At 71.1% G+C, this 15,238-nt stretch carries 13 protein-coding genes, 2 tRNA genes and 3 pseudogenes; 10 read left to right on the top strand and 8 right to left on the bottom strand.

From position 1 onward, the window contains the following. Window positions 1-87: 87 nt before the first annotated feature. The 4 genes from ACX25U_RS23225 (at window position 88) to ACX25U_RS23210 (ending at window position 2,722) form a co-directional block, all read left to right on the top strand. Window positions 88-1,437 (top strand): AAA domain-containing protein, encoded by a 1,350-nt coding sequence (locus tag ACX25U_RS23225; protein WP_454382811.1) that lies wholly within the window; start codon window positions 88-90, stop codon window positions 1,435-1,437. A gap of 109 nt (window positions 1,438-1,546) precedes the next feature. Then, entirely contained in the window at window positions 1,547-1,921 is a 375-nt protein-coding gene (locus ACX25U_RS23220) for a hypothetical protein (RefSeq protein ID WP_454382809.1), read from the top strand. 122 nt (window positions 1,922-2,043) lie between these two features. Continuing rightward, window positions 2,044-2,658 carry a bifunctional DNA primase/polymerase gene (locus ACX25U_RS23215; RefSeq protein ID WP_454382807.1) on the top strand — a complete coding sequence of 205 codons (615 nt, stop codon included), beginning with the start codon at window positions 2,044-2,046 and terminating at the stop codon, window positions 2,656-2,658. Then, window positions 2,649-2,722 (top strand) — tRNA-Lys (locus ACX25U_RS23210). The genes ACX25U_RS23215 and ACX25U_RS23210 overlap by 10 nt, the downstream gene beginning before the upstream one ends. 200 nt (window positions 2,723-2,922) lie before the next feature. Here ACX25U_RS23210 and ACX25U_RS23205 read toward each other — a convergent pair. Beyond that, window positions 2,923-4,254 carry a M6 family metalloprotease domain-containing protein gene (locus ACX25U_RS23205; RefSeq protein WP_454382806.1) on the bottom strand — a complete coding sequence of 444 codons (1,332 nt, stop codon included), beginning with the start codon at window positions 4,252-4,254 and terminating at the stop codon, window positions 2,923-2,925. A gap of 400 nt (window positions 4,255-4,654) precedes the next feature. On the opposite strand from ACX25U_RS23205, the gene ACX25U_RS23200 reads away from it, so the two are divergent. Continuing rightward, complete coding sequence (locus ACX25U_RS23200; protein WP_454382804.1) at window positions 4,655-6,640, top strand: putative bifunctional diguanylate cyclase/phosphodiesterase; 1,986 nt, start codon at window positions 4,655-4,657, stop codon at window positions 6,638-6,640. Between the two features lie 7 nt (window positions 6,641-6,647). Here ACX25U_RS23200 and ACX25U_RS23195 read toward each other — a convergent pair. From ACX25U_RS23195 to ACX25U_RS23180, 4 genes and pseudogenes are all read right to left on the bottom strand, one after another. Continuing rightward, window positions 6,648-7,193 (bottom strand): annotated as a pseudogene (locus ACX25U_RS23195) (MsnO8 family LLM class oxidoreductase); the annotation flags it as partial. Window positions 7,194-7,563: 370 nt separating this feature from the next. After that, window positions 7,564-7,689 (bottom strand): annotated as a pseudogene (locus ACX25U_RS23190) (alkanal monooxygenase); the annotation flags it as partial. A gap of 212 nt (window positions 7,690-7,901) precedes the next feature. Then, window positions 7,902-9,056: a glutathione-independent formaldehyde dehydrogenase gene (locus ACX25U_RS23185; RefSeq protein ID WP_454394461.1), complete on the bottom strand. Its 1,155-nt coding sequence runs from the start codon at window positions 9,054-9,056 to the stop codon at window positions 7,902-7,904. Window positions 9,057-9,226: 170 nt separating this feature from the next. Continuing rightward, window positions 9,227-9,958 (bottom strand): maleate cis-trans isomerase family protein, encoded by a 732-nt coding sequence (locus tag ACX25U_RS23180; RefSeq protein ID WP_454382802.1) that lies wholly within the window; start codon window positions 9,956-9,958, stop codon window positions 9,227-9,229. 195 nt (window positions 9,959-10,153) lie between these two features. Between ACX25U_RS23180 and ehuB the strand changes: the two genes are divergently transcribed. The 5 genes from ehuB (at window position 10,154) to ACX25U_RS23155 (ending at window position 13,567) form a co-directional block, all read left to right on the top strand. Then, complete coding sequence (gene ehuB / locus ACX25U_RS23175) at window positions 10,154-11,086, top strand: ectoine/hydroxyectoine ABC transporter substrate-binding protein EhuB (protein WP_454382800.1); 933 nt, start codon at window positions 10,154-10,156, stop codon at window positions 11,084-11,086. Beyond that, on the top strand, window positions 11,083-11,832 hold the full coding sequence (gene ehuC, locus ACX25U_RS23170) for an ectoine/hydroxyectoine ABC transporter permease subunit EhuC (RefSeq protein ID WP_454382798.1): 750 nt from the start codon (window positions 11,083-11,085) through the stop codon (window positions 11,830-11,832). Before ehuB ends, ehuC begins: the two co-directional genes overlap by 4 nt. After that, on the top strand, window positions 11,829-12,479 hold the full coding sequence (ehuD, locus tag ACX25U_RS23165; RefSeq protein WP_454382796.1) for an ectoine/hydroxyectoine ABC transporter permease subunit EhuD: 651 nt from the start codon (window positions 11,829-11,831) through the stop codon (window positions 12,477-12,479). Before ehuC ends, ehuD begins: the two co-directional genes overlap by 4 nt. Before the next feature lie 121 nt (window positions 12,480-12,600). Further along, entirely contained in the window at window positions 12,601-13,329 is a 729-nt protein-coding gene (gene ehuA, locus ACX25U_RS23160; protein WP_454394459.1) for an ectoine/hydroxyectoine ABC transporter ATP-binding protein EhuA, read from the top strand. Between the two features lie 164 nt (window positions 13,330-13,493). Continuing rightward, window positions 13,494-13,567: transfer RNA gene (locus ACX25U_RS23155), tRNA-Lys, on the top strand. Between the two features lie 44 nt (window positions 13,568-13,611). Here the strand turns inward: ACX25U_RS23155 and ACX25U_RS23150 are convergent. From ACX25U_RS23150 to ACX25U_RS23140, 3 genes and pseudogenes are all read right to left on the bottom strand, one after another. Further along, complete coding sequence (locus ACX25U_RS23150) at window positions 13,612-14,073, bottom strand: DUF3592 domain-containing protein (RefSeq protein WP_454382794.1); 462 nt, start codon at window positions 14,071-14,073, stop codon at window positions 13,612-13,614. A gap of 88 nt (window positions 14,074-14,161) precedes the next feature. Next, complete coding sequence (locus tag ACX25U_RS23145; RefSeq protein ID WP_454382792.1) at window positions 14,162-14,767, bottom strand: lytic polysaccharide monooxygenase auxiliary activity family 9 protein; 606 nt, start codon at window positions 14,765-14,767, stop codon at window positions 14,162-14,164. Between the two features lie 97 nt (window positions 14,768-14,864). Continuing rightward, window positions 14,865-15,005 (bottom strand): annotated as a pseudogene (locus tag ACX25U_RS23140) (SPFH domain-containing protein); the annotation flags it as partial. Window positions 15,006-15,238 lie beyond the last annotated feature (233 nt).

Raw genomic sequence — 15,238 nt, 5'->3', positions numbered from 1 at the left:
TCCCCAGAGATTGGAGATCGCTGTGCTGGCCTGGCTCTCGCTCAGCACATCCCGATACCACCGTATGTCACACAAATGGAGCTTTCGGTGACCACCCCCGCCCACGAGACCGCCCTCGACCCGGGGGCGGCGGCCGCGCGCGCCACCGACGCGATCCTCCGTGACACCCTGCACGGCCCGCACCGCGGTGTCGTCGTCGACTCCCCGCCCGGCGCGGGCAAGTCGACGCTCGTCGTCCGCGCCGCGCTGGAGCTGGCCGCCGCCGGACGGCCGCTCATGGTGGTCGCGCAGACCAACGCACAGGTCGACGACCTGGTGGTGCGGCTGGCGGAGAAGAACCCCGAGCTGCCCGTCGGCCGGCTGCACAGCAGTGACGCCGACCCGTACGACAAGGCGCTCGACGACCTGCCGAACGTACGCAAGTCCGCGAAGGCCGCCGACCTCGCCGGTCTGGACGTGGTGCTGTCGACCGCCGCGAAGTGGGCGCATGTGAAGGCCGACGAGCCGTGGCGGCACGCGATCGTCGACGAGGCGTACCAGATGCGCTCGGACGCCCTGCTGGCGGTGGCCGGGCTGTTCGAGCGGGCGCTGTTCGTGGGCGACCCGGGCCAGCTGGACCCGTTCTCGATCGTCGGCAGCGAGCAGTGGGCGGGCCTGTCCTACGATCCGTCGGCGTCCGCGGTGACGACCCTGCTGGCGCACAACCCCGAGCTGCCCCAGCACCGGCTGCCGGTGTCCTGGCGGCTCCCGGCGTCGGCGGCGCCGCTGGTCTCGGACGCGTTCTACCCGTACACGCCGTTCCGCAGCGGCACGGCGGCCGGGGACCGGCGGCTCACCTTCGCCGTCCCCGCGGACGGCTCGGCCCCCGACCGGGTGATCGACGAGGCCGCCCAGTCCGGCTGGGGTCTGCTGGAGCTGCCCGCGCGGCACACCCCGCGCACGGACCCGGAGGCGGTGCGCGCGCTGGCGGCGGTCGTACGGCGGCTGCTGGAGCGGGGCGGCGCGGCCGTCTCGGAGCGGTCGCCGGACCCGGCGCCGCTGACCGCCGACCGGATCGCCGTGGGCACGGCGCACCGCGACCAGGCGGCGGCCGTACGGGCGGCCCTGGCGGACCTGGACGTCACCGACGTCACCGTGGACACCGCGAACCGCCTCCAGGGCCGGGAGTTCGACGTCACGGTGGTCCTCCACCCCCTCTCCGGCCGCCCCGACGCCACCGCCTTCCACCTGGAAACCGGCCGCCTCTGCGTCCTCGCCTCCCGCCACCGCCACGCCTGCATCGTGATCTGCCGCGCCGGCGTGAGCGAACTCCTGGACGACCACCCGTCGACGGAGCCGGTCCAGCTGGGGGTGACGGTGAAGTTCCCCGACGGCTGGGAGGCGAACCACGCCGTGCTCGCGCACCTGCGGGAACACCGGGTGGGCTGGAAGCCTTGAGAGACCGGGGGTGGGCTTTCGTCCCTCCGCCCTCTTGCGTGCGCGCGAGACAATGGAGGGTGGTCCTTCGCAGGGCCGTGCCATCCGAACCGTACGAGGAGGACACGACATGGCGGAGCCAACGCCGCATCGCAACGAACCGCGGCTACGCCCCGCGCCCCTGCTCTTCGAGCCCGCCGCGGCGAGTGCCGACCCCGAGCACTTCTTCGACCTGGAGTCGATCGACGATCCGCGCGCGCTGCTCGCGCGGGCGACGGAGCTGACGCAGGCGTTCCGCGCGGCGGCCGACCGGGCGGTGGAGTTCCAGGCGATCGCGGCGGCGCAGCTCGCCGATCCGCGGCGGTTCGACCGGCTGACCCCGGCGGACATCGCCGAGCGGGCGGAGTGGACCGAGGACTACGCCAAGAAGATGGTGGAGTTCGGCCGGGATCTGCTCAGCGGAACCGAGGGCGGCGTGCACGCCAACCCGGCCGATCCCCTCTAGCCCGCCCGCCTCCCCGGCCTGGCATATGCCGGGGGCGCAAGATACTCCCGTCCGCTCCTCCTTGTCCCGGTTTTCCGCAACCCTGTGGAAGCGGTCGCTCACGGCGGGTAGATGTATCCGCCATGAGCCGCACAGGGAACGAACCGTTCTTCGACCATCTGCACGCCTCCGGCGTCACCGTGGACGGTGCCGCCTGGCTCGCCTCGGCAGGGATGTACCCGCGCAGCACGCTCGCGCTCTGGCGGGAGCGGCCGGACGCGCCGGTCGTCCTGCCCTGCGGCACCGCCTTCGACGTGGTGAACACGCCCGCGGTCTTCGGCCGCCGGATGCTGGACCGGCTGTGGGACGAGGGCCCGGGCTCGGGCCCGGTGGCCGTCCACCGGGGGCGGATGCTGCTCTTCGCCGCGCCGGGCACCGCGCACCGGCTGCCCTCGCTGCTGGAGTGGGAGGAGTGGGGGTCCCGGGGCCGGACGGCCGGCCGCGGCGAGGGCATCCCACCGTTGCTGTGCCACGGCAACGGTGACGCGGTGACCCTCCCGCCCCCGGCCGGCGGCGCCTCCCCCGGGCGGTCCGACTCCCGCTGGCTGGTCGCCCCGGACACCCGTCACCCCTGGCTGCCGGGCCCGGAGGCCCTGCTGTGGGCGGCCGTGCGGGCGGCCCGGACGACCGTGCGGATATCGATTTTTCCTCCCGCCGACCAGGGTGCTAAGGTCTACGACGTCAGCAGGCGCCGCTAGCTCAGTTGGTTAGAGCAGCTGACTCTTAATCAGCGGGTCCGGGGTTCGAGTCCCTGGCGGCGCACGATGGCGATGGCGAGGCATGTCCGCGGAAAGCGCGGGTCGGCCTCGCCATCGTTGTTTTTGCGCGGCTTCGCCGCGCGTTGTGGGGGCTTCGCCACCCACACCCCCTTGCTCCGACCACCGCGGGAGTCAGCCCTCCGACCACCGCGGGAGTCAGCCCTCCGACCACCGCGGGAGTCAGCCCTCCGGCCACCGCGGGAGTCAACCGGGTGTGATCTTGACCGTGTACGCGCCCGACGCCGTGCGGTTCTCCACCTCCACGCGGACCCCGTCCCCGGGCACGGTGAAGGTCTCGCCGACGTCGATCGGCGCGTCGGCGAGCGGCGGGTAGACGGAGGTCTCCGCGCAGGCCCCGCTCCGCGGGTGGGCGTCGATCACCTGGATGGGGCCGTCGCCCGACTCCGCCGTGCTGCGCACCCTGTACACCAGCACCCCCTCCCGGCATCCGGTCACATCGTTGCCGAGCTGGGCCCGCGCCTCGATGGCCAGCGCGCTGTCGCTCCCGGTGCGCACCACCGCCAGCTTCGTCCCGCTGCCCAGCCCGAACAGCGGCGACCCGGCGGCGCCCGTCCCCGTGCCCGTCGCCCCCGCCGGCCCCACCTCCACCGGCTCCAGCGTCAGCCGGGCCGGCCCCGTGCCCCGTACGCAGGTCACCTGGCGCGGGTCCAGCCACCCGAGCTTCCACTTGTGCCAGGCGAACGGGTCCGGTGAGAGCGCGAACTGGCTGCCCATCAGGTCCCAGTCCCCGACGTAGGTGTCCCAGTCGCCCTTGCCGTCCACCGGCCGGTGGTACAGGTCGGGCAGGTCGAAGACGTGCCCGGTCTCGTGGGCGAGCACCAGCCGGTCCGGCGGATGCCGTTCGAACACCGTCACCACCCGCCGGATCTCCTTGCCGTCGGCCTGCAGCGGCATGTCCAGGTTGACGACCTTCGTCGCGTCCGAGTCGACGCCGGGCGCGTCCGGGTCGGCGACGAAGTAGACGACGTCGTAGCGCGAGAAGTCGACCTCGGGGTCGGCCGCGGCGAGCGCGTCGCTCAGGTAGGCGGCACGCTCCCGGGCGTTCCAGTCCCGGTGCATGGCGTACGCCGTGGACGGGCGCGGCATCCGGATCCAGTGCCGCAGCGGGTGCGGGCGCAGGGTGAATCTGCCGTACGACGCCTGCTCGTAGAACCGGCTGGTGGCCGGGAAGTGGTCGGCGGCGAGTTCGGCCGGGGTGGTGAGCGGGGCCGAGTCGGGGAAGGACAGGAACACCAGGACGGCGTCGAGCGGCCGGGTGGGCTGCGGGTAGGAGGCGTTCCAGGTGTCCAGGCCCTCCGAGTGGTGCGCGTCCGTGCGTCGCAGGGCGCAGGGTGAGGTCGCGAACGGTTCGGCGACGGACGGCCCGGTCAGGATCGAGGTGGCGGCGACCGCCGACAGGGTGGTGACCACGGCCGCGGTGCTGCGCAGCCGGGGGCGCGCCCCGCGCACTCCCGCCCGGCTGAGCGCCCTGAGGGCGTCATGGCTGAGCGCCTTCAGGGGGAGCTGACGCGGCACGGGGACCTCCGGGGCGGTTCACGGGACACCGAACCCAGCTTGTGCCAGTTTGTAGGGGTACGCCCTGTTTGCCTGCACCGGAAGGGTGAGAGGCCGGAGTTCACGGCTGGACGGCCCGGCGTGGGGCCCGGGGAAGCAACACCCCCGGGCCGCTCACGGAACGTCACAAGTGATCGGTCGGCCGAAGAACCCGTCCAGGTGTGGGCAGAAACGATCTGCCAGTGGGGCCGGTCGTTCCGTGAGGCCGGCAAGTGGCTGGAAGGGGTCCGCCGACGGCATCTATGATCGGCACACTTTCCTTGCACTTTCCTGCGCGGACACGGGCCGTGGGACCGTTCGTCCCCCGGCCGGCCACCCGACGAGACCGATACGAAGACCGAGTGCACTGCGGGAGCGAGCGGTGAGCGGAACGTCCGAAGGGCCGACGCCCGCGACAGACCCCATCCAGCCGAATATCACACAGAGTGATATGACGGCGTGTCCGAGTACCGGGCCGGTCGCGGTCGCCGCGGGCCGGCAGGCCGTTGCCACCGCCCCGCCCGCGCCGCCTCGCAGCGGCCCCGGCGAACCCCTCCCCGCCGCAGGCCTCACTCCGATGGCGGAACCCGCGCCCACTCCCGCCGGATTCACCGACATGGCGCAACGTCCGCCCGCCGCCGCCCCGGAGCCCCCCTTCCGTTCCGCCTTCTCCGCCGCGCCGCTGGCCATGGCCGTCGTCGACCGCGACGGTCTGGTGTCCAGCGCCAACGACACCTTCGGCGCGCTGTTCGGCGGCGGTCCCGAGGAGTTCGCCGGGCAGGCGGCCGCCGACCTGGTGGACCTGACCTCCGACGCCCGGACCCGGCACGCCTACCGCGAGGTGCTGGGCGGCCGGCAGGCCCGGCTGCGCTGCGCCCGCCGCCTGAAACACCCCGACGGCCACTGCCTGTGGGTCCAGATCACCGTCGCGTCCCTGACGCCGGAGTCCCCGGACGTGCTGCTGTCCGTCGCCGACATCAGTGTCCGGCGCGAACTCCAGGACCGGCTGCGGCACTTGCAGAACCACGACCCGGTGACCCGGCTGCCCAACCGCACCCTGTTCTTCGAGCGCCTGTCGGCCGCGCTGGAGGCGGAGTCGTACGAGTGCGGCGGGAGCGGCCGGATCGGGCTGTGCTACCTGGACCTGGACGGCTTCAAGGCGGTCAACGACACCCTCGGCCACCGGACCGGCGACCGGCTGCTCGCGGCCGTGGCCGAACGGCTGACCCGGTGCGCGGACGAGGCCGGCCACGGCCGCTCGAGCGCCCCGCTGGTGGCCCGTCTCGGCGGCGACGAGTTCGCGCTGCTCGTGGAGGACTCGACCGGCACCGAACAGCTCGCGGAGCTGGCGGAGTCGGTGCTCACGGCCCTGCAGACGCCGTTCGAGATCTCCGGCCGGCGCCTGTCGGTGTCGGCGTCCATCGGCGTGGTCGAACGGCACGCGGCCGGTACGTCGGCCACCGCGCTGATGCAGGCGGCCGATACGACGCTGTACTGGGCGAAGGCGGACGGCAAGGCCCGCTGGACCCTGTTCGACCCGGAGCGCAACGCGCACCGCATGACCCGCCAGGCGCTCGTCTCCTCACTGCGCGCGGCCGTCGAACGCGGTGAGTTCACCCTGGAGTACCAGCCGCTGGTCGGCATGGACGACGAGCGGCTGCGCGGGGTGGAGGCCCTGGTGCGCTGGCGGCACCCGCAGTTCGGCACGCTGACGCCGAATCGGTTCATCGCACTGGCGGAGGAGGACGGCTCGATCGTGCCGCTCGGCCGCTGGATCCTGGCCACCGCCTGCCGCCAGGCCCGCCGCTGGCAGCTGGACCACCCGGACGCGCCGCCGATCTTCGTCAGCGTCAACGTCGCGGTCCGCCAGGTCTGGGACTCCGACCTGGTCTCGGACGTGGCCGAGGTGCTGGCCGAGACCGGACTGGCGCCGCATCTGCTGCAGCTGGAGCTGACCGAGTCGGCGGTGATGGGCTCGGCCGGCCGGCCGCTTCAGGCACTGCGGGCGCTGAGCGACATGGGCGTGCACATCGCCATCGACGACTTCGGCACCGGCTACTCCAATCTCGCCTATCTCAGCCGGCTGCCGGTGTCGGCGCTGAAGCTGGACGGTTCCTTCGTACGGGGCTTCCAGCACGAGGAGCAAGGCGGTACGGCGGGCCGGCCGAGCCCCGCGGACGAGGTCATCGTGGAGGCGATGGTCCAGCTCGCCCACCGGCTGGGGCTCACCGTCACCGCCGAGTGCGTGGAGACCTGCGACCAGGCCAGCCGACTGCGCCGGATCGGCTGCGACACCGGACAGGGATGGCTGTACTCCCGGCCGGTGTCGCCGGACCGTATCTCCGAGCTGCTGGGCGGCCGGTGCTGAACCTCGCTCAGTTCCCGGGCAACTCGTAGGCATCCGCGATGAGTTCGTAGCTGCGCAGGCGTATGTCGCCGCTGTGCGCGTTGCTCATGATCATCAATTCGTCGGCGCCGGTGCGCTTGTGCAGGTCGTCGAGGCCGGCGCGGACCTCGTCGGGGGTGCCGTGCACGACGTTGGCGTTCCAGGAGGTGACGAACTCCCGCTCCATCGGGCTGAATTCGTACGCCTCCGCCTCCTCGGGGGTGGGCACGAGGCCGGGGCGGCCGGTGCGCAGCCTGACCATGTTCAGCGCGGCGGCCAGCACCTGGCGGCGGGCCTCCTTCTCCTCGTCGGTGGCGAGCGCGGCGACGCCGATGAGGGCGTACGGGGCGTCGAGCACCGCGCTCGGCCGGAAGGACTCGCGGTACAGGTCGAGGGCGGGGACGGTGTTCTGCGCGGAGAAGTGGTGGGCGAAGGCGAAGGGCAGGCCGAGCATGCCGGCGAGGCGGGCGCTGAACCCGGAGGAGCCGAGCAGCCAGATCGGCGGGCGGTGCGTGGACTGCACGCCGCCCGAGGAAGACGGCGTGCATCCCGCGATAGGGAGACAGCGCACGACATCGAGTGGTGCTCGGCCACCCATTGACGTCCTCTCCTGCCCGAGGGCAGGAGATTCCGGTCCGCACCGCTGCACGGTGCCACCTCGGGTTCCTGCTTCACCGGCCCTTGCCGTTCTCCGAGGAGATCGGTCTTACAGGGGCCTCCACAGACGTCACTTTCCGCCCGTCCGGCGGTAGATCCGACAACTCCGTCATCGGATGAGGCAATCTTAGTCGTGCGGTTGCGGCTCTCCGGGCCGTAGTGGGAAGGATGCCCTTCATCTCCCCCCTGGAGGATGGAGCGCCGAGCAAATGTTCGATCACTGATCGTAGCCGCAGGCTCCGTGAGGGCTGCCAGGGTGACGCTGGTTTTGAGTACGTCGGTTGCGGTGTGGCCCGCGCCTACGATGACGATGCACTGCACGGACAGGGGACGGGGGCGGTTCCGTGGGTCGTTCCCCTGATCTCGTCTGCCACCGGTGCCTCCTGCTTTCGCCGCTCGTTTTCCTGACCGGCGTCAGCAGGGCACCGTTGCCCTTTGTTCCTTTTCCCATCCGCCCACCCGTCTCGGTCCCTTGGAAGGAGCCGACGCGGTGCTCCGCCCCGGATCCCGGGGGAAACAGCGGCGGGACTCGCCCCGAACCCGATGGGCTCCGGGACGGAGCCCCGCCGCCCCCCTTATCCCTCCGTCACGCCGCCAGCGCGTGGCCCGGGTGCAGAACCACCTTGGTGTAGCCCTCGATCCGCTTGTCGAACTTCTGGTACGCGCCAGGCGCGTCGCTCAGCGGCAGCTCGTTGGAGACCACGAAGCTGGGCTTGGCGCGCCCGGCGATGATCAGGTCGCGCAGCTGGCGGTTGTACTGCTTGACGTTGCACTGGCCGGTGCCCATCGCCAGACCCTTTTCGAACATCTTGCCGATGGCGACCAGCAGCTGGCCGTGCTTGGCCTGCTCGTTGGGCGCGCCCGGGTCGGAGGGCACGTACAGCCCCGGTACGCCGAGCATGCCGGTGGGCCGTACCGTCTGGATGAGCTGGTTCAGGACGATGGCGGGCTCTTCCTGGCCGGGGTCCTTGTGGGACTGGGCCTGGTAGCCGACGGCGTCCACGCCCTTGTCGGTGCCCTCTCCGTCCGTCTGTTCCTTGATCTGCTCGGTCGGGTCACCCTTGCTGAAGTCGATCGGGATGGCCCCGATCTCCTCCGCCTTGGCGAGCCGCTCGGGCACCCGGTCGACCACGAACACCTTCGCCGCGCCTCGCAGCAGCGCCGAGTAGGCGGCCATCAGGCCCACCGGCCCCGCGCCGAAGACGACGACGGACTCGCCGGGCTTCACCTGGGCGAGTTCGCAGCCGTGGTAGCCGGTCGGGAAGATGTCGGCGAGCAGCACGAAGTCGTTCTCGAACTCGTCGCCCGGCGGCAGCTTCAGGCAGTTGAAGTCGGCGAAGGGCACCCGCAGCCGCTCCGCCTGGCCGCCCATGTAGGGGCCCATCGCCACGTATCCGTAGGCTCCGCCGGCGAATCCGGGGTTGACCGTGAGGCAGAACCCGGTCTTGCCGGCCAGGCAGTTCTTGCAGAACCCGCAGGCCACGTTGAACGGCATCACGACCCGGTCGCCCTGGGACAGGGAGGTCACGCCGTTGCCGACCTCCTCGATGATGCCGAGGTTCTCGTGGCCGAAGACTATGCCCGCCTCGGCGGCCGTGCGGCCCTCGTACATGTGCAGGTCGGATCCACAGATCGCAGTCGACGTGACGCGTACGATCACGTCGTTCGGATGCTGGATCTGCGGATCGTCGACGTCCCTCACCGTCACGTTGAAGGGCTTTTCGTAGACGACGGCTTTCACCTGGGTCACCTCCGCGTCGAACGCTGGACGACGGCGGCGACGACGGGCCGTTACCGGGGACGCACACGCAGGCGAGGTCGGTCGCCCCGTGCCGTGGGCCCGGGCGTTCTCGCTGCACCGCCGGTACTTCCAGGTAACGCCCCCACGGCAGGGTCCGCAACCGCGGCGGCTCACACCTGGACGATCGGCTCCCGGGTGAACAGCGCGCCCAGCGCGGGGGCGTTGACGCGGCGGTCGGTGAGGCGCAGGGCCTCCCACACGCTCACCTGGTTCGCCGTGAGGACCGGCTTGCCGAGGTCCTTCTCCAGGGCCGGGATGTGGGACACGGTGTGCAGGGCGGTGTCGGGCAGCAGGACCGCCTCCGCCTCCGGGACGTCCGCCTCCCGCGCCAGGGCCAGGACCTCCGCCTCGCCCCAGGTGGCCACTTCGGCCGTCGTGACGATCCCGGCGCTGCGGGCGGCGGCCACCTCGACCTTCCCGGCGCGCAGGAAGTCCGCGAACAGACCGGTGACGTCCTCCGGGTAGGTCGCCGCGAGAGCGACCCGGCGCGCGCCGATCTCGGCCGCCGCGTGCACGAAGCCGAAGGAGGTGGAGGAGGCCGGCATGCCCGCCGCCCGGGCCAGCTCGCGGACCTGTTCGTGCGCGCCCTGCCAGCCGCGTACGAAGCTGCCGCCCGCGCACGCCCACACCACCGCCTCCGCCCCGGACAGGCGCAGCCCCTCCATGCCCTGGGCGAGCCGCTCGGGCGAGCCCATCTCGTACAGCGCGTCCACCCGGTGCGTGTCCTCGCCGGGGCCGGTGTGGACCAGGTCCAGCCGGATGTCGCTGCCCAGGAGCTGCTCGATGCGCGGATAGTCGTCCTCTGCGAAGTGACCCGGGTAGAGGAATCCGAGTGCGGTCATGTCCAGCCTTCCTGCTGTTCTTCGGACAGTAGGGGGGCCAGTACGGCCCCATGACTCGGGTACCCCGTCGGCGCGGCGCAGCCCACATCGTGACCCGGCCGGCCGGGATCAGGTGTGGATTACGCCTGTGAAGGATTGAAGGAGGGGTGGAATCCGGCCGGAATACCCTCCCGTGATCCGGGTAGCGGCGCGCCCATGGTTCCCTTCCAGGCACACGACAAGGGCTCACCCGGTACGAACAGACCCGGCCTGCGCCGCCGCGCCCTGCTCTCGGGCGCCGCCGCCCTGGCCGCGGCCGGTGCGATCGGCACGAGCAGCGGATGCAGCCGGGTGGCCACCGCCGACACCGGTGACGGCGGGCAGCTGCTGGAGCAACTGCGGGCCCGGGGCAGCGTGCGCCTGGGCGTCGCGGGCGAGCAGCCCTACGGCTACATCGGCAAGGACGGCAAGGTGACGGGGTCGGCCCCGGCCATAGCCACCCGGATCTTCAAGCGACTCGGCGTCGACCACGTCGAGCCGTTCCCCACCGAGTTCGGCTCGCTGATCTTCGGACTGAACTCGCTGCAGTTCGACGTGGTCGCGGCGGGCATGTACATCAATCCGGACCGCTGCCAACAAGTGCTCTTCGCCGATCCCGAGTACCAGATGAAGGACGCCTTCATCGTGGCCAAGGGCAATCCGATGAAGCTGCACGACTACAAGGACATCGCCCGCGCCGGGGCGCGGATGGCGACCGGTATCGGCTACGCGGAGATCGACTACGCCAAGGCGGCCGGGGTGAAGAAGATCACCACCCTGCCCGACCAGCTGGCCGGTCTCCTCGCCGTCGAACAGGGCCGGGTCGACGTCTTCGCGGGGACCGCGGTCACGGTGCGCAACGTGCTGGAGCAGACCCGCAGTACCAGGGCGGAGGCCACCGACGAGGTCACGCCGTACGTGGACGGCAAGCCGGTCGTCGACGTCGGCGGCTTCGCGTTCCGCAGGCCCGAGCGGAATCTGCGCGACGCCTTCAACCGGGAGCTGCACAAGATGAAGCGCAGCGGCGAACTGCTGCAGGTCATGCGCCCCTTCGGGTTCTCCGAGGACCAGATGACGACGCTCACGGCCGAGGAGAAGTGCCGGGCATGAGTGAGATCACATCGGGTCTGTGGGGCCTGCTGCTGCACGGTGTGTGGGTCACGGTCCAGCTGACCGTGTTCAGTGCCGCGCTCGGCGCGGCCGTCGCGTTCGCCGTGGGGCTGGCCCGCACCCACCGGCTGTGGATCGTCCGGTTCGTGTCGGGCGCGTACTTCGAGCTGTTCCGGGGCACCTCGGCACTGGTGCTGATGATCTGGGTGTTCTTCGTGGTGCCGATGACGCTGGGCTGGCAGCTCGTCCCCCTGTGGGCGGCCGTGCTCACGCTCGGGTGCACCTACGGCGCCTACGGCTCGGAAGTCGTCCGGGGCGCGGTGGCCGCCGTGCCGCAGGCGCAGCGTGAGACCGGTGTCGCCCTGGGCTTCACCCCGGCCCAGCGGCTGCGCAAGATCGTACTGCCGCAGGCCTGGCCGGAGATGGTTCCGCCGTTCAACAACTTGCTGATCGAGCTACTGAAGGGCACCGCCCTGGTGTCCGTGCTCGGCGTGGGCGACATCACCTTCGCGGCCCAGCTGGTGCGCAACGCCACCGGCCGGAGCGCCCCCGTCTACACGGTGATCCTCGTCATGTACTTCGTCCTCGCCTTCCTCCTCACCCGGGGGATGCGGCTGGTGGAGCGCAGGGCCAAGGCGAGCGTCGGGCGGCTCGCGCCCGCGGAGCCCGCCGTGACCGCGAAGACCGGCCGGGCCCCGCGGCAGGACCTCGCCGGCAGCTCGTCGGCCACCGGAGGTGTCTCGTGAACTGGAACTGGTCCACGCTGGGCGACTTCCTGCCCGTCTTCCGGCACGGCGTGCTGGTGACCTTGCAGGCCCTGGTCCTGGGCGCGCTGATCGCGTTCGCCCTCGGCCTGGTCTGGGCGCTGGCCCAGCGTTCGCCGCTGAAGGCGGTGCGCTGGCCGGTCACGGCCGTCACGGAGTTCATCCGCAACACACCCCTGCTGGTGCAGCTCTTTTTCATCTTCTACGTGCTGCCCGAGTGGGGCCTGACCCTCTCGGCGCTGGCCACGGGCGTGATCGGCCTGGGGCTGCACTACTCGACGTACACCGCGGAGGTCTACCGCGCCGGCATCGACGGCGTACCGGCCGGTCAGTGGGAGGCGGCCACGGCGCTCAGCCTGCCGCGCTCGCGGACCTGGACCGCGGTGGTCCTGCCGCAGGCGCTGCGCCGTGTGGCGCCCGCGCTCGGCAACTACGTCATCGCGATGCTGAAGGACTCGCCGATGCTGATGACCATCGGCGTGCTGGAGATGCTCGGCCAGGCGCGCCAGTTCGGCTCGCGGACCTTCCAGATGAACGAGCCGATCGTGGCCGTCGGCATCGCCTTCGTCCTCATCGCCTACCCCGCCTCCCTTCTTCTGCGAGCCCTGGAGCGACGCCTTGCCCGCTGACACCGAACCCTCGATCCCGAAGACCGCGGCCGCCACCGTGGACAGCCCCGCCGACAGCCCCGCCGGCAGCCCCGCCGACAGCCCCGCCGGCAGTCCCGCCGGCAGTCCCGGCAGCCGTGAGCTGATCCGTCTGGAGCAGGTCACCAAGCGCTTCGGCGGCAACACCGTCCTGGACCGGCTCGACTTCTCCGTGGACGCCGGCGAGCACGTCACCCTGATCGGCCCGTCCGGCTCCGGCAAGACGACGATCCTCAGGCTGCTGATGACGCTCACCAAGCCCGACGAGGGCGTGATCACCGTCGACGGGGAGCAGCTGTTCCCGGCGCCGGAGAAGCAGTGCCGGGAGGTCCGCAAGAAGATCGGGATGGTCTTCCAGCAGTTCAACCTGTTCCCGAACATGACCGTCCTGCGCAACATCACCGAGGCTCCGGTGACCGTCCTCGGCCTGTCCAGGGACGAGGCGGAGGCCCGCGCCCGCGAGCTGCTGGACCTGGTGGGCCTCGCCGACAAGTGCGACATGCGCCCGACCCAGCTCTCCGGCGGGCAGCAGCAGCGGGTGGCCATCGCGCGGGCGCTGGCGATGCGGCCGCGGGTGCTGCTGCTGGACGAGGTGACCTCGGCGCTGGACCCGGAGCTGGTCGCGGGCGTGCTCGACCTGCTGCGGGACATCGCCCGCAGCACCGACATCACCATGCTGTGCGTGACCCACGAGATGAACTTCGCCCGGGACATCTCCGACCAGGTCCTGATGTTCGACTCGGGCCGGGTCATCGAGTCCGGCCCGCCGGAGAAGCTCTTCGGCGACCCGGACCACGAGCGCACCAGGGAGTTCCTGAGCGCGGTTCTCTGACGCGGTTCTCTGACGCGGTTCTCCAGGGGACGCGTCTCCAGGGGGCGCACCACCCCCGGCGGCATGTGCGTCCCCGCACCCCGCCGGGGTGGTCGGAAGCACCGCTCGGAACCAGGTAGTATTTTCCTTGTCGCCGGACGCGGAGAGCGGACGGCGGGAGTCATGCGCCGCTAGCTCAGTTGGTTAGAGCAGCTGACTCTTAATCAGCGGGTCCGGGGTTCGAGTCCCTGGCGGCGCACAGACGAAGGGCCTCTCGTGATCACGAGGGGCCCTTCGGGCGTTTCACCGCAGGAAGGCGTCCGCCATCCAGAAGAACCCGTGGACGACGACCATGAAGATGACACAGCCGACGATGAACACGCCGAGGAAGGCCAGCAGGCACCCCGATTCCGCCGCCAGCTTCCCACGTGCCGGGGCGTGGGCCGTCGCCCGCTCCGGCCGCTCGGCCGCGTAGTGCACGGTGACGATGTCACCCTCGACGACCGTCGCGGGCCCGTTGCTCTCCTCGAAGCGGACGCTGCGGCCCTCGCGCGTGGTGAACTCGTACACATGGTGCAACGTCGTGCTCACCATGGTCTCCCCGCCGCCGCTGGTCGTGGTGTACGCCCGCAGGCACCGTGCCTCGGCCGTGAGTCCGCTGCTCCAGGCGTCGCGGATGTCCTGGGAACGGCGGACGACCTTGACCAACATGAAGACCGCGGCGCCGATCATGAGCAGCGGCACGACGTAGAACAGCGCTTCCATGAGGTCCCCCGAACTCCGTGCGCGGCCGTGATCGGCCGGCGTGGGAGCAACCTACCCATGCCGGCCGGCCCGGCGCCTCAAGGGACGCTCAGAACGTCACGTCCGAGCAGGCGTAGAACGCGTTGCCCGTGTCGGCGACCGTCCAGACCGCGAGGATCACGTGGTGGCCGCTCAGCCCGGTCGGCAGGGTGCCGCTGTGACTGAGGGTGGACGGCGGGCGCTGGCCGCCGTAGGGGACCGTGAGGAACGGGGTCGTGTTGAGGTCGGCGCGGGTCAGGGCGCGGTTCTGGTTCCAGCCCTGCTTGGTCACGTAGTACTTGAAGTCCGTCGTGGCGTGCATGGCCGTGAACTGCCAGCGGAAGGTGTAGCTCTGCCCGCCGTTGACCTTGGTGGTCGGCCAGGCGCCGCCCGAGGGGGTCTTGGGGCTGTCGAGCTGGCCGAACCGGGTGTTGTTCCCGGAACAGAGCCGTCCGTCGGCGGGCCCGGACGCCGGGAAGCCCTTGGGGCCCTCGACGCTCTGCGGCTCCCACTGGATGTCGCCGCAGTTGGGAACGGTGCCGTTGGCGCAGAGCTTCTGCCGGCTGATGGGGAGGTCGGTGTAGCCGTGGCTGCTGGCGCCGCCGGTGGAGAGCACGAAGGCTCCGGCGGTCGTCAGGCCGAGCACGGCTGCGTACAACTTGGCCTTGGTGCGCATACTGCCGCTCCTGGAGAACGTGGGGGAGGTTCACTGAGCTGTGCAGGTCTAGACCAAGTCCCAGATTATTGCCGACTGTTGAACATGTCCATACCAATCACGGGCCCGGCTCCCGTCGCCCCGCGCAGAACGCCACCGTCAGGTCCCGCACCCGGGCCTTGCGTTCGTAGTCGTCCAGGTCGATCAGGCCGCGCACGGTCAGCCGGGTCACCGTGTCCTCGACCGGGTCCACCACCGCGGGCCTGACCGGGGCCGGGCCGGGTTCGTCGCGGAACAGCAGGTGGACGGGGATCCCGGTGGTCGTCTCGTCGCGGATGAGCCGGGGGCCGCCGCGGTTCACCCGGCCGTCCGCGGGTACCGCCGCCCCACACCCCTCGGATTCCGGAGACTCCATGCGATCTCCCTCACGCTCCATATGGATATGTCAGGATATATACTCCTTGATCATTATCACAACCGCCGCCCGGATAC

This window comes from Streptomyces sp. JNUCC 63 (assembly GCF_054366325.1).
Note: the sequence above shows the minus strand (reverse complement) of the source record. Positions and strands in the feature narration are given on the sequence as shown.